Origin of the sequence: Kiloniella sp. EL199, from assembly GCF_900313065.1 — a bacterium.
Taxonomy (GTDB): Bacteria; Pseudomonadota; Alphaproteobacteria; order Kiloniellales; family Kiloniellaceae; genus Kiloniella.
Window position 1 is genome coordinate 37,108 of the sequence record NZ_OMPU01000010.1, and the last position, 21,618, is coordinate 58,725.

The following is a 21,618-nucleotide window of genomic DNA, read 5'->3' on the forward strand; positions in this document are numbered from 1 at the left end:
ATCATCGGATTCTGAAAATTAACCATATATATTCATTCTGCCATATATATTCATTTTGATTGTATGCTGTAAGAAACTCAGATGAAAAGTTTTTTATGGCGATAAGAGCACGCACTGATTGATAACAGGGAAAGGGAAAAGAATGGGCGAGATCATATCGTTGCTGGCAGCATCCGTAATCGCGGTTTTGTTGTTTAGTCGATTGGGTCTTGGATCAGTTCTTGGATATCTTGCCGCGGGCGCGTTTATTGGCCCGGCTGGCTTTGGTCTTGTAAATGATGCCGACTATATGCGTCATATCGGCGAATTTGGTGTTGTTTTCCTCCTCTTTTTAATCGGTATAGAAATCAAGCCACAGCGTCTTTGGGTGCTGAGAAAGTTGGTGTTTGGTCTGGGCGGGCTTCAGGTTGCCGTTACGGGGGTATTTATCGCTGCTCTTAGTTATTTTGCTTTCGGAATTACGCGGGAAACAGCACTGGTTATCGGCTTTGGCTTGGCACTTTCTTCTACGGCTTTTGGTGTTCAGATCCTGGCTGATCAGCATCAAACGACCAGCCACTGGGGACGGACAAGTTTTTCTATCCTCCTTTTTCAGGATCTTGCGGTTGTTCCTTTATTGATTCTGCTGCCTCTATTGTCATTTGGTGAGATGCGGTTTTCTGTGTCCATGGGGTTTGCGCTTTTACAATCAGTGGGCATTTTTATCTCGGTTCTGATTGCCGGGCGTTATGCCATCAATCCGATACTACATGCTATTGCCCACAGTAAGAATAGTGATGTTTTTGTCGCGACCGCTCTTTTGCTCGTACTTGGCTTTGCCTGGATTATGGAACTTGTTGGGCTTTCCATGGCAATGGGCGCTTTTATTGCCGGTGTCCTGCTTTCTGAATCAGAATACAAACAACAGATTGAAGCAGACGTAATGCCATTTCGGGGTCTGTTGCTCGGGTTGTTTTTTATGAGTGTAGGCATGTCGTTTGTGCCAGAAACTGTCCTGGATAATCTGGAAGTCGTCATCCTTGGTGCTGGTGCTCTTATTGCTGTTAAAGCAGTGGTTATTATTGTCTTGGCCAAACTATGGAAGACGCCAGTTGCAATTGCTGTTAAGTGTGGATTCCTACTCTCTCAGGCCGGGGAATTTGGATTTGTACTCTTTACCCTCGGCGATAGCCTGGGTCTGTTACCAGAAGACATGATGGAGACATTGATCGCTGTCATTGTTTTGAGCATGGTGACAACGCCTTTGATGGTTAAAATAGGCGAATTACTTGCAGAATGGCTGAAATCGCCAGCATCGGATGCGATGGAGGTTTCTGAACCTGTGCCGGAACGCCCCGTTATTGTTGCTGGATTTGGGCGGGTAGGGGAGGTGATCGCCGGGATGTTACGGAAGGTTGATGTCTCGACTGTGGCAATTGATATGGATGCCAAGAAAGTCGCCGAAGGTCGTCGTCTTGGTTACAATGTTCTTTTTGGCGATGCCAGCCGCCCAGAAATCTTAAAATCAGTCGGGGCAGGTCGTGCGCGTCTGGTTGTGATAACGCTGGATAATTATAAAGCTGCCGAAGGAGTCGTACGGACAATGAAGAGACACTATCCTGACATACCACTCCACGTGAGGGTCAGGGATTGGCCGGATGCGGATCACTTTACAGGGCTCGGTGCATCCCACGCGATCCCGGAGACTGTAGAGGCCAGTTTGCGCCTAGGGGCTTCTGCTCTTGAGGCAGCAGGGGTCGGGGAAGAGGAACGGCGTACGCTGTTTGAATATCTTCGTGAAGGTGATTACGAAAAACTTCGGGATTATCACAAGCTCTAGTGATACCAGCTTATACCGTATTTATCGGAGAGTTCAGTTGCTGTTTCCCGCATGGAAGCATTAATCTTTGTTCCTGTTATCATTGAGGATTGAAAGGCAAAATGGCAGATTTAATAATCAGATTTTGAGATGCGCCCTCGGCCCTTTTTTATTTCTCCGCGCTGTTTCTTTTTGTCCGTTCGTTTGGCCTTGGCGGATTTTGAAGGCTTGGTTGGTCGGCGGAATTTTTGCTGCACTGTCGCTTTCTTGATTAAATCGGCAAGTCTTTCACGGGCATCCTGACGGTTTCGTTCCTGAGTACGATGGCTGTTTGCGGTAATCAGGATCTCGCCGTCCTGTGTCATCAGATGACTGGCAATATTCTTTAAGCGGTTGAATACAAATATCGAAATAGCAGGGCTGGTTTTTGCATTAAACCTTAATTGTACAGCCGTAGATACTTTATTGACGTTTTGACCGCCAGAACCCGAAGCTCTGATAAAGGTTTCTTGCAGTTCTTCCTGAGCAATCTGAATAGTGTTGGTAATCTTTAACATGATTTTGCCTTTGGAAAATCAGCATGCGTTCATTGGAACTACTGTTCTATTCGTTATCCCGTTTTTACTTATGAGTTTTTATATTTGATTTTCTTTACGATTAGACTTTTTTAGTCAGAGTGTTGTTCCGGGAAATAGGTTATGGGATCACCTGTGGCCCATACAGGGTATTTTTTCAAAATCCCTTTGAAGCGAGAAGAGTCAAGAAACTCATATAACCAGAGCTTCAGATGTGGATAATTTGTTTGATCAAACCACGCACGGTCAACATTGGCGAACTGCCTGATAAAAGGTGCTATGGCCATATCAGCCAGTGATCGTCGCGAGCCAAATAAAAAGAGGTCTTGGGTGAGTAATTTGTTTAATTCATCCAAAAAATCTTCAGCCTGCGTGCGATGCATTATCGGATCGGCACCTTCATAACGCGGGGCATATTTGTATCGATCCAAATGCTCCTTGAACTCAACCTCGCAACGATTAATGAGATCCAGCATTGTATCCAGGGTGCCTATTTCAGGGTTTAGCCAGCTCTCTGGATCATTTTGATTGAGGGCCCAGAGCATAATATCCAGGCTTTCTTCCAGAACATCATCATTTGACAGTACGAGAACAGGAACTGTCCCCTTTGGTGAGGCCTGAAGCATTTCCGTAGGTTTATTGCGTAAAACAATTTCCCTTATTTCACAGATCTGATGGCTACTTTGCAAGCCTAACCTGGCTCGCATGGCATAGGGACAGCGTCTAAAACTGTAGAGAAGGGGAATTTTTTGCGGCATGATTAATGGGTCCGAAAAATAATTATCTTTATGAATTTATCGCTATCGTTTTGTCGTTTCAATGCCTTATACACCGCACATATTCTGTTGCTTTAATGGAAAATTATTCTCTAGGTATTATTGCGGATAGAGATAAATTTTATATGTAAATATATATTTATGATAAATGAAGTAGATAATTGAAATGCATTGTCTGTATTTGTTCACATCAAAAGGATGTAACAAGGTCAAGAGATGAAACAGGGTGGCGTTCTGCTGCTGCAGAGCTGGTTTATGGGGCAGTTTATAGAATGAAGTCAGAATACGACAGATTGATAACACTGGATTTTCTTGACTCCTGTCCAGAAAACATTCGGGAATTCTACAAATATTGGGATTCAAAACGTAAAGGGCGTTCAATGCCTTCACGCTCTGACCTTGAGCCAGTTGAAATGAAGTCATTTCTGGCAAGTATGATTTTGGTTGATGTCAAGCGAAAGCCGCTTGATTTTATCTATCGCCTTGTTGGGACAAAAGAAGTCGAAGCACGCGGGTTTGATCCTACCGGTAAACCTGTTGCAGAAGGTAGCTTTGGCATAACAGTAGAAGACGTATTGACAAACTATCGCATTGTGTCAGAAAAAAAGTGCCCGGTTTATGATCGCGAAGGTGTTCCATCAGATATTCCGCATTTATGGCAAGGGGATGTTATTTTACTCCCACTATCGGATGATGATGAAATCGTGAATATGGTTGTTACCTTTACGGATTTTATTCATCTTTAATGACGAGATAAGTTTTTCTTTTTTAGTATCGTTTGATGCGAAGCGAGCTTTATGCTGCTTGGCGCTTGGTGAATCTTTTCTGGGATCTGTTTTCACCATTGGTGTTTTGAGCCTGACGATTGCCAAAACCACCATTGCCGTTACCTGCGGAACGACCACGCCCTGAACTGCCACGTCCGGGGCCACCGCGACCACGATTACTTCCGGGCTTGCCACCAGGTTTGCCAAAGTTCCGACCACGACGATTGTTCGGGCGCTGGGAATTTGCATCGCGTTTGCTGATTTCAACGTGGAAAGGGTGATCCTTTTCAACGGTGATATCCTGACGGATGGATTTCTCAATGCGTTTCAGCGTACCAATTTCTTTCGGTGAGCAGAATGAATAGGCATCGCCAGTCGCTTCGGCACGACCAGTACGACCAATACGGTGCACATAATTTTCCGGGTCGGTCGGCAAGTCGATATTCACAACAACCTTGATGCCTTGTACGTCAATACCACGGGCAGCAACATCGGTTGCAACGAGAACGTCAATATCACCGCGACGGAATTTATTGAGAACTTTTGTTCTGATGCGCTGTTGTTTGTCACCGTGAATTGCATCCACGCGGCGCCCATCTTCGCGAAGGGCGTCAGACCAGCGATCACATTCTGCTTTGGTCTGCATGAAAACCAGAACACGCTCGCCGGGATGTTTATCCAGAATATGGCCCAGAAGAGCCTGTTTCTGTCCACCGTGAACATAAAACGCACGCTGTGTAACGTTGGTTGCAGTTGTTGACTCTTTCGCTGTTTCAATGCGAACCGGATCTTTCAAAAGCTGTGTGATCAGACGATCAACAGATTTTGGCATTGTCGCAGAGAAAAGAACCGTCTGATGTTCACTTGGCAGACTGTTTGCGATTTCAATTACTTCATCTGAGAAACCAAGATCAAGCATGCGATCAGCTTCATCGAGAATAAGCGTTGTTGTGTGGTCGAATTTAACAGATCCACGCTTTACGTGATCGATCAGACGACCAGGTGTTGCCACAAGAATATGCACGCCGCGATTAAGGTCACGGAACTGTGGGAACATTGGTGCACCGCCAGTAACCGTTGTGTAACGGATCGGCAAGAACTTTGACAAGCCGCGAAGAACGTGACCAATCTGCATGGCTATTTCACGTGTTGGTGCAAGAATTAATGCTTGTGGATGGTTGGCAACATAGCGCTCTTTTCGTTCGTACAGACGCTGTAATAGCGGAAGAACGAAGGCAGCTGTTTTTCCACCACCTGTTTGGGAAAGACCAATAACATCTCTGCCTTCCATAAGGGCAGGAATAGTTTTGGACTGAATAGCAGTAGGCGTGGTGAAACCTTGTGCGTCGATAGCACGTTGAAGCGGCTCAATCAGATTGAGCTCGGAAAACTGAGTCATGCAGGAAAGTTCCTTTAAAAGCATGGTGAAGGCTATACCTGGATCAATCTAGCTCTTCGCCGCACTTTTGGAGACATCAATGTCCAACACAAGGATAAGCGCTATCGATCTAGGCGGGGCTATTACACAACCCCATCAGAGCGAAAAACCATGTGCCGAAACCCACGCTCTCTCGCGAAGTGACGCTTGAATATAGGAAGGGCCTCTTGGGGTCAAGCCCGATCCACTGATATCTTTTGCATGGCGCCTATGCATTGATCGTAATCGCAATCAGATTTGGACAGTGATTCAATGAAGTGGAAAAGACGCTCAAGTCTTAGGATACTCTATTTTCGGCGATAAAAAGTTGCCTGTTCCAAGCCCTTCGACTACCGTATCCGCCATAAAAATATAGGGAGGTTCCGGGCTGTTGGCTTCGGACCGTAAATCGCGAGACAAGTTCTTGGCTCGTTTTTCAAGGGGCAAAAAATGAAAAAAAACAAACATCTGTTACCAATGTTAATGGCGGGTGCAATGGCACTAAGCGCAGGTTTTGCATCACCAGCAGTTCAGGCTGCGGAACCTGTTAAAATTGGCATGATCACAACATTATCCGGTGGCGGCGCCAGCCTTGGTATTGATATTCGTGACGGGTTCATGCTCGGTCTGAAAATGAAAGATGGCAAGCTGGGGGGCGTTGAAACGCAAGTTATTGAAGTTGATGATGCCCGCAAGGTTGAAAATGCGAAGCAAATTGCGACGCGGATGATCAAACAGGACGATGTTGATATTGTAACCGGAATTGTCTGGTCAAATCTGGCGATGGCTGTTGTTCCAAGTGTGACTCGTGCTGGCAAGTTTTACATCAGCCCGAATGCAGGTCCTTCTGCTTTGGCGGGTAAAAAATGTCATGAGAACTATTTCAATGTCGCATGGCAAAATGACAATTTGCACGAGGCTGCCGGGCAATATGTGACCGATAAGGGGTTGAAGAACGTTTATCTCATGGCCCCGAACTACCCGGCAGGTAAAGATGCGATTGCCGGTTTCAAGCGGTTTTATAAAGGTAACGTAGCAGGCGAAGTTTATACGAAACTTGGTCAGGTCGACTATGCTGCTGAGTTGGCGAACCTTCGTGCGGCAAAACCGGATGCCGTTTATTTCTTCCTGCCAGGTGGTATGGGGATCAACTTTGTGAAGCAATATTCTCAGGCTGGTCTTGGTGCTGATACACCGCTTTTTGGCCCTGCGTTCTCATTTGACGAAGGCATTTTGAAGGCTGTTGGTGACGCGGCTATTGGTGTTTACAACACATCACAGTGGAACAAGGATATTGATAACGCTGCAAATGCATCCTTTGTGAAGGCATTCAAAGAAGCTTATGGGCGTAATCCGTCACTCTATGCCAGCCAGGGGTATGATGCTGCGCTTTTGATTGATTCAGCAATTACGTCTGTCGATGGGGATCTTTCTGATGATGACAAGTTCCGCGATGCCCTTCGCAAGGCAGAGTTTGAGTCCGTTCGGGGCGACTTCAAATTTGGATCAAACCAGCACCCGGTACAGGATATTTATGTACGCATTGTTCACAAAGACGGGGACACTGTAACCAACAAAATTGTGAGCAAAGTCTTCTCTGCGCATCAGGATGCTTACGCGGCAGAATGTAAGCTTTAAGTATAACCAAAGCCGAATGATAGGCCCTTATAGTGTCAGGGTCGGTTACCATCTGGACAAGTGTTTTGCACACTTGGGATGACAACCGATCCTGCTGTTATATGAGGGTATCTGGCTTGGTCATATCTAGACCGTTTCTGGCCATATCTGGAATGTATTTATGTTAACGATAGAACTGTTTTTTGAACAGTCGCTGAACGGGCTTCAACAGGGGGTAATGCTTTTCCTTATGGCAGCGGGATTGACGCTGGTTTTTGGGATTATGCATCTTATTAATTTGGCTCATGGTTCTCTCTATATGATCGGGGCTTATGTCGCGGCCAGTGTAACGCAGGCAAGTGACAGTTTCGTCCTTGGCATTCTTGCCGCCCTGACGGCGGCGGGATTGACCGGAATGTTACTGGAATTCTCTGCTTTGCGCAGATTGTATAACCGCGATCATCTTGATCAGGTGCTTGCAACCTTTGGCATGATACTGTTTTTCAATGAGTTGGTTAAAATCCTGTGGGGGCCTCAAGCTCTGTTTCTATCAACGCCGGAACTTCTTTCCGGAACACTGGAATTTATTCCCGGTGCCCCATATCCATCCTATCGGCTGTTTATTATTGGGGCAGGTCTTGTTGTGGCTTTGCTTCTGCGACATCTGATCATTCACACCCGGGTCGGTATGTTAATTCGGGCAGGGGCAACGCACCGTGAAATGGTTGGGGCCCTAGGGGTGAATATTGATCAGCTTTATACAATTGTCTTCGGGTTAGGGGCGATGCTGGCGGGCCTTGCCGGGGCTTTGGCCGGGCCGATGCTGGCGGTTGAGGTCGGGATGGGGGAGAAAATTCTGATCCTTACCTTTGTGGTTATTATCATTGGAGGAATTGGCTCTGTTCGTGGCGCATTGGTTGGTGCGTTACTGGTGGGGATGGTCGATACCTATGGTCGCGCTTTTTTACCCACGATCATGCGGGAACTTCTTGATCCTGCATCTGCTGATACTGTTGCTGCCTCTATGTCTTCTGTTGCCATTTATGTGCTGATGGCAGTGGTGTTGATCTGGAAGCCTCGCGGCCTGTTTCAGGCATATGGGAGCTAGCTGATCATATGTTTCTAAATAAAATTATTGGTTCTGAGGCTAATTTAAGAGCAAAGATTGTTGCCTTGATTGGACTTTTTGTGCTTTTTACCGTTCCGCTATTGGCCAACCTTTTCAATGAACCTTTTCTGGTTGATATCGCAAGTCGTATTCTGATCTATGCATTGGTTGCTGTTAGTCTTGATCTTATCCTTGGCTATGGAGGAATGGTTAGCTTTGGTCATGGTGCTTTTCTCGGATTGGGGGCCTATGTTGTCGGTATCTTGACCCATCACAGCTATGAAGGCACCGCTGTGGCCTTTTTGCCGGGTGAATGGCGGGGAACTACGCAGGCCTTTATCCAGTGGCCGCTCGCAATGTTTCTCAGTGGCTTTCTGGCATTGATAATCGGGGCATTAAGCCTGCGAACATCAGGTGTGTACTTCATCATGATAACGCTGGCGTTTGCTCAGATGTTGTACTTTTTCATGATCTCTATTCCGACCTATGGCGGCGAAGATGGCCTTAATATCTGGGAGAGAAGTGAAATTCCTCTGTTGGATCTTTATGACGCCCAAAGCTTCTATTTTACCTGTTTATTTCTTTTGCTTTTGTGTCTGTGGTGTTGCTTGCGGGTCGTGAAAAGCCGTTTTGGTATGGTTTTACGCGGGTGCCGACAGAACGAAGTCAGAATGAAGGCGCTGGGGTATCCTGTATATCGATACAAGCTGATGGCTTTTGTTTTGTCAGGTATGATCGCTGGCCTTGCAGGCGCTTTGCTGGCGAACCATACCGAGTTTGTTGGTCCCGGCCTGATGCATTGGACCCGTTCGGGTGAGATCATGATCATGGTCATTCTCGGTGGGATGGGGTCTTTGGTTGGTCCGGTTCTTGGGTCTGCGGCCTTGTTGATGATGGAAGAAATTTTGGCAGGTTTAACCGAGCACTGGATGATTTTCCTGGGGCCAATGCTGGTCTTGACTGTTCTTTTTGCGCGCAAGGGGCTTTACGGATTACTTGTCGGGAAGGGAACAGATCATGGCTGATCCTATTCTCGAAGTGATAAGTTTGACGAAATGCTTTGGCGCCATTGCTGCAAGTGATGGCCTGACCTTTTCTGTCAAGCGCGGCACCATTCATGGGTTAATTGGTCCGAATGGGGCGGGTAAATCCACAGCGATTGCACAGTTGTCCGGTGAACTGCAATCTGACGCAGGGCGTGTTCGGTTTGATGGACAGGATGTGACTCGCTGGCCTGTGGACAAGCGGGCAAGATCTGGATTGCAACGATCGTATCAAATCACCAGCTTACTGCCGGAATTCACGGCTGAAGACAATGTGGCAATGGCGATACAGTCCCAGCAAGGTCACAGTTTCCGTTTTTGGGATAATGCGCGCAGAGATCACAGCTTGCGTACGCCTTCGCGGAAAATACTGGAACGTGTCGGCCTCTCAGATTTTGCAGATAGTCCGGTTATGGATCTGGCGCATGGACAGCAAAGGCAGTTAGAGTTGGCAATGGTCTTGGCGACAGCGCCGTCGATGTTGTTGCTGGATGAACCTATGGCCGGTATGGGGCAATCGGAATCTTTACGAATGATGGAACTTTTACGTCCCTTGAAAGGGGATGTAACGATGCTGTTGGTTGAGCATGATATGGATGTTGTATTTGCGCTTGCTGATATGATCACAGTTTTGGTCAAGGGACAGGTACTGGTAACGGGAACACCTGACGAGATCAAGAACCATCCCGAGGTGCGGCGTGCATATCTGGGGGAGTATTAAATGGGTAACTTGAAGCTCTCGAGTGTTGAAACCAGTTATGGTCCCAGCCAGGTTCTGTTTGGTGTTGATCTGGAAATCAAGGCTGGAGAGGTCGTAACGCTTATGGGACGTAATGGTATGGGTAAAACCACCACTGTTCGTTCAATTATGGGACTTACGCCTGCGCAAAAAGGCGAGATCTCTTTTGGTGGTGTCGCCATTCAGGATTTTCGAAGCCATAATATAGCACAGCTGGGTATCGGTTATGTTCCTGAAGGCCGACAGGTTTTTTCAAACCTGACCGTGCTTGAAAATCTGGTTGCTACTGCAGCCAACCACGCTGGCGTTGACGACCCCTGGTCCATTGATATGGTTATGGATTTATTCCCCCGCCTTAGAGAAAGAGCCAAGCAATATGCACGGACACTTTCTGGCGGTGAACAGCAGATGTTGGCGATTGGTCGCGCCTTGATGACCAACCCTAGCTTTATGATTCTAGACGAAGCCACGGAAGGGCTTGCCCCTATTATTCGCGATGAAATCTGGCATGTTCTGGAGCATAATCTCAAAAAATCCGGACAGGCAATTCTCGTAATTGATAAACATCCCGAGGCGATGGCCCGGATAGCTGACCGACACTATGTAATGGAAAAGGGACGCGTTGTCTGGTCGGGAACCTCTGAAGATCTCTTGGCAAATGAGGATATGCAACATCGCTATCTGGGGGTATAGGCTGTGATGATAGATCCAGAACGAGACAAGCTTTATAATGTCCGTGCTGCGATACCGGACCATATGGATATTTTTGCGAAATGGGAACGATGCGCGGCGGATTTCAACCAAACCTACGCCGGATTGTTGGATCTTCCTTATGGGACTGGTGAACGGACGAAGCTGGATCTTTATTTGACTGAGAATAAAGAGGCGCCATTGCATGTCTTTATTCACGGTGGTTATTGGCAGGCAATGGATAAAAGCCAATCCAGCTTTTTGGCCAAGGCTTTTCTGGATGCAGGCGTGAATGTTGCCATGCTTGGCTATGACCTTTGCCCAACAGTAACATTGAGAGAGCTTGTTGAAGAAGTCAGGCAGGCTTTTGTCTGGCTTTGGCATCGTGCGAATGAATATGGCTATAACCAACATAAAATTCAGATCAGTGGACACTCGGCAGGGGGGCATCTGGTTGGCATGCTATTAGCCACAGATTGGTCGAAATATGATCTGCCATCTGATGTCGATCCAATACACAGTGCAATTGCAATTAGTGGCCTTTTTGACCTTACACAGTTGGTTCCGACATCTATCAATAACAAGTTGGGGCTGGATATGGGGGAAGCAAAGGCGTTAAGTCCTTTATTTGTTGAACCCGAAAATATTTGCCCTTTTCTTCTCGTGGTCGGTGATGATGAAAGCAATGGTTTCCATCAACAGTCTGATAATCTGGAAAGGACGTGGGGAGACAAGTTTGAACAAATTGACCGCATGAGTGTGACAGACTGCCATCACTTATCTGTTGTGGCTTTGCTGGCCGAGAAAGAAAGCGCTTTGTTCCAATGGGCTATACATCAGCTTGGATACTGATGCATAGCCTCATTTTTGTATAACCGAAATGATTGCTTATTATCGCCTGCTTTGTGCGATGTAATAAATAAAATCGTTGAGATGTTTGTCATTGAAGTCGATAATTTTCTTTAGAATATCAGGATTATTCTCTCGAAAGCGATTACCTGCATCAGGTGTGTCGTAATAGATAACAACCGCTTCATCTGGGGTGGGAATACCATAGGCTTGTGATACGCCGACAAAGGCCTCTGTTTGGTAGGTATCTGTTCTTGGATGAACAAGTGTTCCCAATGTTGATAGATCTTCATCTCTCTGGGCAGGATTACTGTTATTGTAGTAGCTTACCTTGAGGATAAAGGAACGGGTAGTTGCTGTTCTTTCGAAAGATGCTTCATCATGTAAAATAGTAACTCCTTCTACGGCAACCGCGTATTCAAGGCCTTGGTTCAGTTGTGATATTAACTTTCTGCCATCTGTATGTCCCAGAAATGAAGATGAGCAAGTCATATAGATAAAGCGGTTGGGTTGATCCAGATCTATATCCCCGTCTTCAGCAAGAACGGGGCCTTCACGTAGAATACGACAGCCCTGTGCGTTAACCCGAGTTTCAAAGGTGCCAAGTTTATTGTCATAGGTGGCAACATCGTCTGTATTGATCAGGGCAAGGACTCCTTTGCTGGTTGTCTCTGCAAGGGATAAAGAGTTGCTACTGACAAAGAAGCTTGTTGCCGTGAGAAATAGTGCCATCAATTTCATTTTTGTCTCCATATAGATGCATTTAAGTCGTCAGATGATCTTTAAACTTCGAATTCGACGATGTTGTTTTTAAAGACATCAACAGGGGATGTTTCTGGTGTTGGTTTCAGTGCATTGATGCACTCAATCGGCTTGCCGAGGAAGGTCATAGGGTGGGCTGGTTTGGGCATGCTAGGCGCGAAGCCATTAAAGCGTGCAGTGAAATGTTCCGGCGTCCAGAAATAATCAAGAGTTGCCAACGTTTCACCTTTCGTTTCGATTGCCAAGCTCATTTCGCCGTTCATGGCTTCGCGAATATCAGCTTCAATTAGTGTTACTTGGTATTTCATTTTTCTATCCATCTTGTGTTTGTGTGAGCAGGAATAAGAAAAAGATGGCATGAAGTAAGTGGATGTGAAATTATCCAAAATTAAACCGCTGTGGACGAAAAATGATCCAACCATTTAATTGGGATGATATTCGTATCTTTCTGGCATTAACCCGATCTGGTTCTGTTCGAGAAGCATCCCGACGATTAAACGTGACGCATGCCACTGTTTCCAGGCGGTTACGGATTTTGGAAGAAAATGTTGGTGTTCCTTTATTTGAACGTGTCACAACTGGACTGCATTTAAGTGAAGCCGGGCGTGAAATTCTATCCGCAGCCGAAGATGCTGAAGCCTCTATGCAAGAACTGGATCGCAGGGTTTTTGCGCGCGATACGCAAATTGCGGGCAAAGTACGGCTATCAATGTCAGAAACACTTTTCCTAAGTTTGTTGCATCCAAAAATCGCATCTTTTCAAGAGCTTTACCCCATGGTGGAGCTGGTGCTGGAAAGTTCTGACCAAATGGCAAAGCTCTCGCAACGTGAAGCCGATGTTGTCATCCGTATTACCCGTAATCCTCCACCGGAAGCCGTGGGGCGGCGAATTGCCGAAAGCCCTCTGGGATGTTACGCCTCTACAGAGTATTTGGCGGATCGCCCCAAGCTGGATCGCTGGATTTCACAAAGCTACGAAGGGGCCGCAAAACCTGTCTTGCCAGCGCGGATTTCTGCGACGGCTACCTCTGCCAATTCTGTACAGGTTATGCTGCGAAATGGTATGGGGATTGGTATGCTTCCCTGTTATATGGGGGATACTGATCCTCATTTGGAACGTGTCCCGGGGACAAAGTTGATTCCTGATAATACGATGTGGGTTTTGGTGCATGCCGATATAAAAGAAAATCGTCGGGTAAGAGTTCTGCTTGATTTTCTATATGAAGCAATGGAAGGCTATAAACCTGTTATCGAGGGGAAAGGCAAGCAAAGTAGATAAAGACTTAGCCGGGCATGAGAGAAAAAAAGGCTCCGTAAAAAACGAACCAAAACCCAAAGAAAATTTTTATAATTTGTGATTGAGAGAAGATTTTTTGAAGATAAAAGAGAACGAACTGGCAGAACACAATGACCAGTGCCCATCGAAAAAGGCGTGCTGGAATACTTATCAGAACAAATTGTACGAGGTTTATTGATTGTTGCCCTGCTTCATAAGAATACAGTTTATAGGGTACACCAGTGAACGATCCGACAACTAAACTGCTTAATCCATACTGGGTTTTCTCTCTCACTTCTTGCATCATATCAGTGTTGATAGCAGGCAGCCTTTCCAGCAAATTATATATGATTTCAGGATAAGCACGTCCCAAATAATATAATAAGACACCCCCGACTAATGCCCCAGCCAATGTCAGCAATGAGAAACAAATGGCTTGATATGCGTTATAACGAATGCAAATCAGACTGAGGAAAAGGTCCGGTACAATAAAGAAGAAAGTCGCTTCAGAGATCCCCCATAAAAATGCAACATAATATAGTGAAACTATACTGATGAGAGGGAATAGTCTTTGGTTTGCGGGTTGATGATTCTGTTTGGAATGAAACATTCTGAATCAATTTGAAGTTCTGATGGTAGCTGAGTTTATCAGCTACCATCAGAAGGTACAGGCGTTTTAGATTACCTGGTCAGTATACAATGATATGTCAGTTTGTAGGAAAAGATCTGCACCAGAAACCAAATCTGTGTAGTGAGTAAAGGTTTCTCCATGCGCTTCAACTGTTCCAAGATTTTGCATATTGGCATCAATCGTGACGCTGTCTTGATTGGCATCACCAAATACAAAAAGTTGATCATCATCATTCATATCCAGAATATCACTAATATTCAGAGCAAGAGTATCTGATTCAGGGTTCTCCCAATCTCGCATGTCAATTGCTTCGATATTCAGCAATCGTCCTGTTAGCGAGATTTCATCTGAAGTATTCTCTACTGCTGCCAGTGATAACGTATCAAAACCATCTCCACCTGATGTCCATGAATCTGCTGCATCGTAGAACAACACATCGTCTCCATCTCCACCATAAAGATAGTCTGCACCTGCACCGCCATAGAGAACATCGTTACCATCGTGACCAAATAGTTTTTCACCAGCATGATCACTTCCGATGACAATATTGTCCTCTGCGTTACCATTCATATGTTTTCCGGCGCTGTGACCATCATTGATAAGAACTTCAACATGATCGGCAAGGGTATATGCCCATCCTCCTTTCCAGATTACGGCATCCAGGCCTTGGCCTGCAGTCTCGACGATTTCATGCTGGCCATTGGCAAGATAAACATCATCTCCCAATCCGCCAGTTAAAGTTTTCATACCTTTTGTCACAGCTTCCAAAACGTCATTACCGTCTGTGCCGTTCACAGTATGTGTACCCCAGCCTTTGCTGAAATAGAAGCCGTCATTATTGCCTACATTATCAATATATTCAGGCATAAACTGTGCTAATGCATCAGGAATCTCTATTTCAGATACTCCGGATTCATCAACATGGCGTGCACCATCTGGTATCACTGGTGGTTCAGGATCCGGGTCCGGGATTGGATCCGGATCGGGTACTATTGGTTGTGGAGTATCTCCACTATTAATGAAATCAAGGATATCGTTATATGTATATACCCCTTCATTCATAGCCACGTGTTCTACATTGGCCATTATGGTGTCTGTATTTCCATTCTGATGTGTGAGACGAATTTGTGAAGAATTACCAATCAGAGTGAAATCGGTTAGATTTCCTGAAATAATAACGGTGTCTTCACCGTCGCCTCCATCAAAGCGATCTCCGCCATTTGCGCCACCAAAGAGAATGTCATCTCCATCATGACCGTTGAGGCTTTCCCCGGAGAACTCACTGCCGACAATAATATTGTCTATGGCGTTTCCATGCATGTGGGTGCCTTTGCCTCCGGCATTGAATAGAACTTCAACATTGTCGGCCAAAGTATAAGCCCATCCACCGTTCCAGATTAAAGTGTCAAAACCTTCATTTGCATCTTCAATCACTTCATGTTGACCATTGGCCAGATAAATATCATCGCCAAGTCCGCCGGTCAGAGTTTTCATACCTTTTGTTACTGCCTCCAGAACATCATTACCGTCTGTTCCGTTTACAGTGTGTGCACCCCAACCCTTGCTGAAGTATCTACCTCCGTTTTGTCCGGCTTGCTGTTCAAAATCCGTAAGGTAGCTGTCCAATTCTGCAGGTATATTGTATTTACCTAGTTCTGCATCATCGACTGGCAACCCAAGATCAGGATCAGGAGTTGGATCGGGATCGGGATCGGGATCAGGATCTGGGTCCGGATCAGGATCAGGAATTGGATCCGGATCAATCCCGGCAATAATATCCTGTAGTTCCGAGAAGGTGTACGTTGCATCCGAAAAGGCAATGTTTTCTACATTCCCAAGAATTGTATCAGAAAGCCCATTTTCATAGGTCACTCTGATCTGGCCTGTTCCGGAAAGTTCATAATCGTCAAGAGCACCGTCAAATACGACAGTATCAGTACCATTACCTCCGTCGTATCTGTCTCCGCCTGAATTCCCACCAAACAGAACGTCATCACCATCGTGGCCGTTAAGGTTCTCACCGCTATGCTGGCTACCCATGATAACGTTGTCAAGATCGTTACCATTCATGTAACGCCCTTGCGAATTCCCTTTGTTGATAAGGTTTTCTACATTCTCCGGAAGAGCAAAGGCCCAACCGCCATTCCAGAATACCGTATCTGTTCCTTCGTTGGCGTTTTCTCTTATTTCATACTGTCCATCCAGAAGGTATACATCATCACCAGCTCCGCCGGACATGATCTTGTTACCTTTGTAAATAGCATGCAATACGTCTCGCCCGTCAGTTCCTTCCAGATGGGCATCACCCCAGCCAGCCAGCTTGTAAACACCACCATCGCTTACCCAGTTATACTCAGGCTGTGCGCCGGGAAGGTCTCCAAAATCAAAATGTTTCGGTGGCTGGAGTTGGAAATTATCCCACTGTGGATCAAATGATCCATTCTCCATAGGAGTACCGTTTAAGGTATTTCCTTCACTCTCATAGCGGTTGTTTGTGATTTTAAGCTGTCCGCCATGATCTGTAATGATATTGTCGTACAGATTAATAATAACATGCGGATCATCTGTTCCGACGCCAATAATCGTACCGCCTTCGCTGCCCTGATTGTAGTGGTTGATAATTTGATTTCCGCGGATAATAACTTCACCGCCTTCAATGGAATTATCCCGGTCCGTTGAATACCACATAATATTGGGATTATCAGAGGCGTTTGACTGGATGATAGTGTTGTTTTCAACCAGCATGTCACCACCGGCAGTCACATCGACAGCCATACTGGCTGTGCCGTTACCATCATCAAGAATACTGTCACGAACAATTGTTTTCTCTGCGAGGGATTTTACATGGTGACCGATATTGGTGTCTTTGAACTCGCTGCCCTCAACGATAAGCGCATCGCCTCGGTTTGCGTATATGGCGTGGCTGAAACCGTCACCCATGCCATTGTCGACAAATTCTGAATCAATGATGTGGATTGTATGTCCGTCTGCGCCACCCAGAATACCGTTTTCGTTTGATTCAAAAGTTGAATCCACAACGGTCAGATCCCCGTCCTGATGACGGATACCGGCACCGTTGAAGTCTCTGTTGTTTGCACCCTGGAAATGGATGTTTTCAACGTACAGACTTCCGCCTTCTGTTGTAACCAACGCACCTTTGGAGACGTAACCTATGTCAAATACAACATCTCCCACGCCAATAATCTGTGTTTGCTGAGAAATGTTAAGCGGATGGTCATCGTCATAGCGATGATAATATTCGTTCCCTGAAAAGGAATATGTTCCCTCGAAAACGAGAATTGTATCTCCTGGCTGAGATGCTGCCCACGCTTCTTGGGGGGTCGCATATTGTTTGCCGGCACCGACTTCCAGATAAACTCCGGAACCTGGGGGACGGATATGATCGTATTGTGAATTTAAGTTTACAGTCATTGAATACCTACCTCTTTAAATTGAGTTTCTCAAATTCTCACAGGTACATCGATCTGCAACTTTTTGGCATAAACAGACATACCCCCCCGATGTGAGGGTGACATAATAAACGTTAGCAATAGCTTATTTATTGTGACAAAAAAGAGGCCTGGTAAGAAAATTGTCTATACTTCATTTAAGTGATTGATATAAAACAATTTATTTTTTGTGAATTATTTTTACCCTTATGATTGAAATTGTTGGTACATGATATGTTAAATGATGTGTTAACTATACTTTGATCAGAAGTTTATTAAATGTTCTTATGATATGTTGATTCCTGCGTTTTCAGAAACAGGTAAATCATAACCTTGGTAGATTATGTTTATCGTGAATTAGTAATGATTATGAGATGAGATTTGACGTTATGATACTATTCCCATTCGGGAAAGTTCCCTTGCTGCGAAAGGTCGGCGATCTGTGTTTCCAAATTTTGCATAAAATAATCTTTTTCTCCATACCAAAATTGAGCATCTCCTACAAATATATCGCAAAAGAACGGGACAAAGACGGCATCTCCTTTGGGAAGAGCTTTTCCTAATCCATGTAAAAATAATGGCGTTATTGGGACGTCCGGGAATTTTTTACTGATCAGGGAAATACCCTTTTTGAATTTTGTTAATTCTTCAGGCTGACCACGAGATCCTTCGGGATAGATAATGAGAATTTCATCGTTCCGTAGTGCCTCAAAAGCTTGATGTAACGGATTTCCACCTTTGCTTGATCGTTGAATGGGAATGATGCCAATAATCTTGGTCGCAAACCAGGCGAGAACAGGATTGCTGAGAAAGTAATCCGCAGCAGCAACGGGACGAACTCTGGGTAAGAGAGACAGGGGGAAAAGAGACAGGATCACCAATGTATCAAGGTGCGAATTGTGATTGGCAATAACCACAGCAGGACCTTGGGTTGGTAATGACTGTCTGTTGCGAATATTGATCCCTAAGCCGATTAGTACCAAGGGACGGACAAGCAACATAAAGAACAGCGATCTAAGAAGAGTATTGATCATCGTTAATAATAAAAATAGCGAAGGAAATGGAAAAAGATCGGTGCCGTGTAGGTCAAACTATCTACCCTGTCGAGTAAACCGCCGTGACCGGGTATTGTACTTCCTGTATCTTTTACTTTCAGGTCTCTTTTCACTGCAGAAATGGTGACGTCACCGATAAACCCTGTAAAGGAAATGATTACGCCGGCCAGAGCTGCCATATGCAGTGACATAGGCGAGATCACGAGTGACAGCAGCATAGATAGTAGCGCTGTCGAAACGATACCTCCTAAAAAGCCTGCCCATGTCTTCCCTGGACTTACCTTGGGAATAATTTTAGGGCCACCAATAAGTCGCCCCCACACATATTGAGCGACATCATTAAACTGTGTCAGCAGTACGAGTAAGAATAAAAGCGCTGCACCACTTTTATCAAACACAGGAGTATGGTGCTCCGAAGCCGTTTCGGGCAATACAATCAGATACGCGGCATGTGAAAGGCTGAAGACTGTCATCATCAGTCCCCAATTCAGGGTTCCAATAGCCTTGAGGAAACCGTCAGTCTCCCCCTTTAGAACCATTCGGAAGGGAAGGAAAAGGAAGACCCAAACGGGAATGAAAATAATAAACATGCCGTACCAACCGCTATAGACCCAATAGTACTGCAAGGGAATTGCGATGTAGGCCCAAAAGAGTACACGACGATCGGCACGTCGGGTTGGGATCATCGACAGATATTCTTTCAAAGCCAGGTAGGATATCAGGCCGAGGAAGATAACGGATAGTGTACGGTTTATGCAGATTGCAAAGGTAAAGATGGTAATCATATACCACCAGGATTTTACCCGGAGCCAAAGTTCCAGATGTTTTTCCGGTGCCTGTCCTCGACGCATCAAGGAAACAATAACTGTTGCCAGGCACAAGAGTACATAAACGCCAGCAATGATATAAAGCAGGTTTTGTGTGATTGGTAATTGCTCAAGGAGATTCATGATGATTTCCTTGCTTCTCGCAGTGCTTGCCTTGCTCGATTAAATATTGTGTAACAAGACAGGGCAATTAAGGCGGAAAATAATATATTCAGCCAAAAGTCGGGTGCAAAATCCAAGGCTAAGACGACGGCAATAAAGCCGAAGGCAAAAGCGCGATCACTTTTCCCAAAAGGGCCGTCATAACGACGGGACGCACCAATTTGAATAGACACAACCCCAATCATTTCGACCAGAATTCCAAGTGTTACAAGAGCGACAATCAAATAGGCATTGATGCCGGGTATAAGCGCAAAGGGCAGATAAAGCAGAGCGTCGGCGATTACATCTGTAAGTTCATTGAGTATGGCACCCAGATTGCTTTTTTGATTAAACTCCCGCGCCATCATACCGTCGATGGCATTAAGAGCCATTCTGATAAAGAGTAAGACAGGCAAAAGTAACAAAGGTACCGAGCTTGTTGAGTAAAACAAGATTGCAGCCCCGCCAGCTGCGGATAATACAGCTGCGAAAACAGTGACCTGATTTGCTGTTATCCCCGCGGATACAAGTTTGGTGCAAAGAGGGCGAAGAAGATTTTGAAACCTGGGTTTCAAGTCATATATAGTAATCACGTTTAGCCTGCGTGGATTATTTGTAGCTCATAAATAAGTTACAATAGAGGCTTGAAGATAGGGTTGCAAACATTTGGGAAGTCATTCAATCAAACGTTTTCTGAGATTGCTGTCTGGCAATAGGCAGCTGTCAGCGCGCCCAAATAAACGATATCGGTTTTGCGCGACCAGATCATACAACCAGTTATCAATCGGAGAAGGCAGAAGTCTGGCTAGACTTAGGAATTTGGCAGGATAGGGTAAGAGAGACGTTGTTTGAGAAAATGCAGACATCTTGGCATAGGCTTTGCCTTTTGAAATCAAAAGGTTGGTTTCAAAGTTTACAGTATCCAAATTATAGTGCGTGAAGAGTGCCTGACCTAAACTGGATTGTCCTGTTGTAAATTGAAATTCTTCAAACTTATCGTGTCTGATAACAAATTGAATAAAAGCAGAACAAAGAGCACATTCGCCATCGAAAACAATTATCGGTCTGCTGTCGTCAAAGTTAGAAAACTTGATGGCATCTCGGTAACTATAGTCTTTAAAGGGCAGTGCATTTGTTGACATAGGTTTTCCTGATAAGGTTTTGTATCAGTATTACCCAAGCCTAAAACAAAGAAAAGTTGTTAACCTATTTGTGATATAGTTCCTCTTTAGTGGGTTTAAACATCAGCTTGACTGATGGAATATAAAGAGGTTGGCGATGATATCGCGCGTATGTTCGGTTGTTTTCCTAAGCATTTTAGCATGCTTTTGGGCGCAGGTTGCGACTGCGGCTGCTTGTGAGAGAGCTTATTCTATTGCTTATTCCAATAATTATATTCCCTATCAATATGTTCCCAAAAACTTGATTCCTACCGGGTTGGACATTGATGTTGTGAAGTCTGTCATGGCAGAAATGGGCTGTGAATATAATTTGCTTTTGATGCCTTCTAAACGTGGACAAATGCTTTTGAAGCGCGGTGCATTGGATATTATGCCTGCGGCTTCTATAACCGTCGAACGATCTGAATATGCTCATTTCTCAGCGCCTTATCGCGATGAAACTGTGACGATGTTTGTTCGGGCATCAGATTATGATCAATACAAAGGCTATAAGTTCAAGGATGCTGTCGATCAAAGGTTGAGTATAACTGCCGGGTTAGGCGGGTGGTATGGTCCAGAGTATGGTAAGGAGAAGCAAAGAGCGCTGGATACCGGTGCGCTGAGTTTAAATGCGCAAACTGAGGCCCGTATTCAGCAGTTATTGCATAATCGTGTGGATATGGTTATTGCAGATTTGTACGTTGGATACCACCATGTTATCAAAGCACGTCAACTCGATGCCATTCGTCCTTTGCCCCATTTTCTTAATACTGATCCCGTACACTTTATGTTAAGCAAGAAGTCTGTATCTCCTGACTTTGTGTTAACGTTCAATCAGGCTTTGGCGGTTGTTTTAAAAAGCCGGGAATACAAAGAGCTTCTTGGAAAATATCGACCAATAAAGAGCACTCCGTCAAATTAACCCTGTTTCAGGATAA

21 protein-coding genes are annotated in these 21,618 nt (G+C 45.2%); 10 read left to right on the forward strand and 11 right to left on the reverse strand.

The window, feature by feature from the left end; all coding sequences use genetic code 11:
* Positions 1 to 142: 142 nt before the first annotated feature.
* Positions 143 to 1,819 carry a monovalent cation:proton antiporter-2 (CPA2) family protein gene (locus D9A03_RS08700; RefSeq protein WP_120496818.1) on the forward strand — a complete coding sequence of 559 codons (1,677 nt, stop codon included), beginning with the start codon at positions 143 to 145 and terminating at the stop codon, positions 1,817 to 1,819.
* 110 nt (positions 1,820 to 1,929) lie between these two features.
* Here the strand turns inward: D9A03_RS08700 and arfB are convergent, their stop codons facing one another.
* Both arfB and D9A03_RS08710 read right to left on the reverse strand, forming a co-directional pair.
* A complete protein-coding gene (arfB, locus tag D9A03_RS08705; protein WP_120496819.1) occupies positions 1,930 to 2,355 on the reverse strand; it encodes an alternative ribosome rescue aminoacyl-tRNA hydrolase ArfB in 426 nt (141 codons plus the stop codon).
* Positions 2,356 to 2,465: 110 nt separating this feature from the next.
* Positions 2,466 to 3,131, reverse strand: a complete 666-nt coding sequence (locus D9A03_RS08710) for a glutathione S-transferase (protein WP_120496820.1) — start codon at positions 3,129 to 3,131, stop codon at positions 2,466 to 2,468.
* 290 nt (positions 3,132 to 3,421) lie between these two features.
* Between D9A03_RS08710 and D9A03_RS08715 the strand changes: the two genes are divergently transcribed.
* A complete protein-coding gene (locus tag D9A03_RS08715) occupies positions 3,422 to 3,895 on the forward strand; it encodes a PAS domain-containing protein (RefSeq protein ID WP_162938049.1) in 474 nt (157 codons plus the stop codon).
* 49 nt (positions 3,896 to 3,944) lie between these two features.
* On the opposite strand, the gene D9A03_RS08720 is transcribed toward D9A03_RS08715, so the two are convergent.
* Entirely contained in the window at positions 3,945 to 5,315 is a 1,371-nt protein-coding gene (locus tag D9A03_RS08720; protein WP_254055004.1) for a DEAD/DEAH box helicase, read from the reverse strand.
* A gap of 468 nt (positions 5,316 to 5,783) precedes the next feature.
* Here D9A03_RS08720 and D9A03_RS08725 point away from each other — a divergent pair, with 468 nt between their 5' ends.
* The 6 genes from D9A03_RS08725 to D9A03_RS08750 all read left to right on the forward strand — a co-directional run bounded on the left by D9A03_RS08725 (position 5,784) and on the right by D9A03_RS08750 (position 11,382).
* Positions 5,784 to 6,971: an ABC transporter substrate-binding protein gene (locus D9A03_RS08725; RefSeq protein WP_254055005.1), complete on the forward strand. Its 1,188-nt coding sequence runs from the start codon at positions 5,784 to 5,786 to the stop codon at positions 6,969 to 6,971.
* 160 nt (positions 6,972 to 7,131) lie between these two features.
* Entirely contained in the window at positions 7,132 to 8,058 is a 927-nt protein-coding gene (locus tag D9A03_RS08730) for a branched-chain amino acid ABC transporter permease (RefSeq protein WP_174233643.1), read from the forward strand.
* 8 nt (positions 8,059 to 8,066) lie between these two features.
* Positions 8,067 to 9,083, forward strand: coding sequence for a branched-chain amino acid ABC transporter permease (locus D9A03_RS08735; protein WP_120496823.1), 1,017 nt, complete (start codon positions 8,067 to 8,069; stop codon positions 9,081 to 9,083).
* Positions 9,076 to 9,822, forward strand: coding sequence for an ABC transporter ATP-binding protein (locus D9A03_RS08740; protein WP_120496824.1), 747 nt, complete (start codon positions 9,076 to 9,078; stop codon positions 9,820 to 9,822). Before D9A03_RS08735 ends, D9A03_RS08740 begins: the two co-directional genes overlap by 8 nt.
* Positions 9,823 to 10,533, forward strand: a complete 711-nt coding sequence (locus tag D9A03_RS08745) for an ABC transporter ATP-binding protein (RefSeq protein WP_120496825.1) — start codon at positions 9,823 to 9,825, stop codon at positions 10,531 to 10,533.
* A 6-nt stretch (positions 10,534 to 10,539) separates the two neighbouring features.
* A complete protein-coding gene (locus D9A03_RS08750) occupies positions 10,540 to 11,382 on the forward strand; it encodes an alpha/beta hydrolase (RefSeq protein WP_120496826.1) in 843 nt (280 codons plus the stop codon).
* 39 nt (positions 11,383 to 11,421) lie between these two features.
* Here D9A03_RS08750 and D9A03_RS08755 read toward each other — a convergent pair whose 3' ends face one another.
* Together D9A03_RS08755 and D9A03_RS08760 are read right to left on the reverse strand one after the other, a co-directional pair.
* Complete coding sequence (locus D9A03_RS08755; protein ID WP_120496827.1) at positions 11,422 to 12,120, reverse strand: hypothetical protein; 699 nt, start codon at positions 12,118 to 12,120, stop codon at positions 11,422 to 11,424.
* A gap of 41 nt (positions 12,121 to 12,161) precedes the next feature.
* Positions 12,162 to 12,449 (reverse strand): hypothetical protein, encoded by a 288-nt coding sequence (locus D9A03_RS08760; RefSeq protein ID WP_162938051.1) that lies wholly within the window; start codon positions 12,447 to 12,449, stop codon positions 12,162 to 12,164.
* 101 nt (positions 12,450 to 12,550) lie between these two features.
* Here D9A03_RS08760 and D9A03_RS08765 point away from each other — a divergent pair, with 101 nt between their 5' ends.
* The gene (locus D9A03_RS08765) at positions 12,551 to 13,420 is read left to right on the forward strand and encodes a LysR family transcriptional regulator (protein WP_120496829.1); all 870 of its coding nucleotides are present in this window, start codon (positions 12,551 to 12,553) and stop codon (positions 13,418 to 13,420) included.
* 4 nt (positions 13,421 to 13,424) lie between these two features.
* On the opposite strand, the gene D9A03_RS08770 is transcribed toward D9A03_RS08765, so the two are convergent.
* The 6 genes from D9A03_RS08770 to D9A03_RS08795 all read right to left on the reverse strand — a co-directional run bounded on the left by D9A03_RS08770 (position 13,425) and on the right by D9A03_RS08795 (position 20,662).
* The gene (locus D9A03_RS08770; RefSeq protein ID WP_120496830.1) at positions 13,425 to 14,027 is read right to left on the reverse strand and encodes a VTT domain-containing protein; all 603 of its coding nucleotides are present in this window, start codon (positions 14,025 to 14,027) and stop codon (positions 13,425 to 13,427) included.
* Positions 14,028 to 14,093: 66 nt separating this feature from the next.
* A complete protein-coding gene (locus D9A03_RS19830) occupies positions 14,094 to 17,480 on the reverse strand; it encodes a hypothetical protein (protein WP_174233644.1) in 3,387 nt (1,128 codons plus the stop codon).
* 412 nt (positions 17,481 to 17,892) lie between these two features.
* Entirely contained in the window at positions 17,893 to 18,498 is a 606-nt protein-coding gene (locus tag D9A03_RS08780; protein ID WP_254055006.1) for a lysophospholipid acyltransferase family protein, read from the reverse strand.
* Positions 18,499 to 18,533: 35 nt separating this feature from the next.
* Positions 18,534 to 19,502, reverse strand: a complete 969-nt coding sequence (locus D9A03_RS08785; RefSeq protein ID WP_120496832.1) for a phosphatidate cytidylyltransferase — start codon at positions 19,500 to 19,502, stop codon at positions 18,534 to 18,536.
* Entirely contained in the window at positions 19,499 to 20,113 is a 615-nt protein-coding gene (locus D9A03_RS08790) for a CDP-alcohol phosphatidyltransferase family protein (protein ID WP_120496833.1), read from the reverse strand. Before D9A03_RS08790 ends, D9A03_RS08785 begins: the two co-directional genes overlap by 4 nt.
* Positions 20,114 to 20,194: 81 nt before the next feature.
* The gene (locus tag D9A03_RS08795; protein ID WP_120496834.1) at positions 20,195 to 20,662 is read right to left on the reverse strand and encodes a thiol-disulfide oxidoreductase DCC family protein; all 468 of its coding nucleotides are present in this window, start codon (positions 20,660 to 20,662) and stop codon (positions 20,195 to 20,197) included.
* A 136-nt stretch (positions 20,663 to 20,798) separates the two neighbouring features.
* Here D9A03_RS08795 and D9A03_RS08800 point away from each other — a divergent pair, with 136 nt between their 5' ends.
* Complete coding sequence (locus D9A03_RS08800) at positions 20,799 to 21,602, forward strand: ABC transporter substrate-binding protein (RefSeq protein WP_120496835.1); 804 nt, start codon at positions 20,799 to 20,801, stop codon at positions 21,600 to 21,602.
* The last annotated feature ends 16 nt before the right edge of the window (positions 21,603 to 21,618 follow it).

Coding starts and splice junctions, on each gene's coding strand:
- D9A03_RS08730 (WP_174233643.1), top strand. CDS start 7,132: ATGTTAACGATAGAACTGTTTTTTGAACAGTCGCTGAACGGGCTTCAA.
- D9A03_RS08785 (WP_120496832.1), bottom strand. CDS start 19,502: ATGAATCTCCTTGAGCAATTACCAATCACACAAAACCTGCTTTATATC.
- D9A03_RS08780 (WP_254055006.1), bottom strand. CDS start 18,498: ATGTTGCTTGTCCGTCCCTTGGTACTAATCGGCTTAGGGATCAATATT.
- D9A03_RS19830 (WP_174233644.1), bottom strand. CDS start 17,480: ATGACTGTAAACTTAAATTCACAATACGATCATATCCGTCCCCCAGGT.
- arfB (WP_120496819.1), bottom strand. CDS start 2,355: ATGTTAAAGATTACCAACACTATTCAGATTGCTCAGGAAGAACTGCAA.
- D9A03_RS08715 (WP_162938049.1), top strand. CDS start 3,422: ATGAAGTCAGAATACGACAGATTGATAACACTGGATTTTCTTGACTCC.
- D9A03_RS08800 (WP_120496835.1), top strand. CDS start 20,799: ATGATATCGCGCGTATGTTCGGTTGTTTTCCTAAGCATTTTAGCATGC.
- D9A03_RS08725 (WP_254055005.1), top strand. CDS start 5,784: ATGAAAAAAAACAAACATCTGTTACCAATGTTAATGGCGGGTGCAATG.
- D9A03_RS08795 (WP_120496834.1), bottom strand. CDS start 20,662: ATGTCAACAAATGCACTGCCCTTTAAAGACTATAGTTACCGAGATGCC.
- D9A03_RS08735 (WP_120496823.1), top strand. CDS start 8,067: ATGTTTCTAAATAAAATTATTGGTTCTGAGGCTAATTTAAGAGCAAAG.
- D9A03_RS08755 (WP_120496827.1), bottom strand. CDS start 12,120: ATGAAATTGATGGCACTATTTCTCACGGCAACAAGCTTCTTTGTCAGT.
- D9A03_RS08750 (WP_120496826.1), top strand. CDS start 10,540: ATGATAGATCCAGAACGAGACAAGCTTTATAATGTCCGTGCTGCGATA.
- D9A03_RS08770 (WP_120496830.1), bottom strand. CDS start 14,027: ATGTTTCATTCCAAACAGAATCATCAACCCGCAAACCAAAGACTATTC.
- D9A03_RS08740 (WP_120496824.1), top strand. CDS start 9,076: ATGGCTGATCCTATTCTCGAAGTGATAAGTTTGACGAAATGCTTTGGC.
- D9A03_RS08710 (WP_120496820.1), bottom strand. CDS start 3,131: ATGCCGCAAAAAATTCCCCTTCTCTACAGTTTTAGACGCTGTCCCTAT.
- D9A03_RS08720 (WP_254055004.1), bottom strand. CDS start 5,315: ATGACTCAGTTTTCCGAGCTCAATCTGATTGAGCCGCTTCAACGTGCT.
- D9A03_RS08700 (WP_120496818.1), top strand. CDS start 143: ATGGGCGAGATCATATCGTTGCTGGCAGCATCCGTAATCGCGGTTTTG.
- D9A03_RS08765 (WP_120496829.1), top strand. CDS start 12,551: ATGATCCAACCATTTAATTGGGATGATATTCGTATCTTTCTGGCATTA.
- D9A03_RS08745 (WP_120496825.1), top strand. CDS start 9,823: ATGGGTAACTTGAAGCTCTCGAGTGTTGAAACCAGTTATGGTCCCAGC.
- D9A03_RS08760 (WP_162938051.1), bottom strand. CDS start 12,449: ATGAAATACCAAGTAACACTAATTGAAGCTGATATTCGCGAAGCCATG.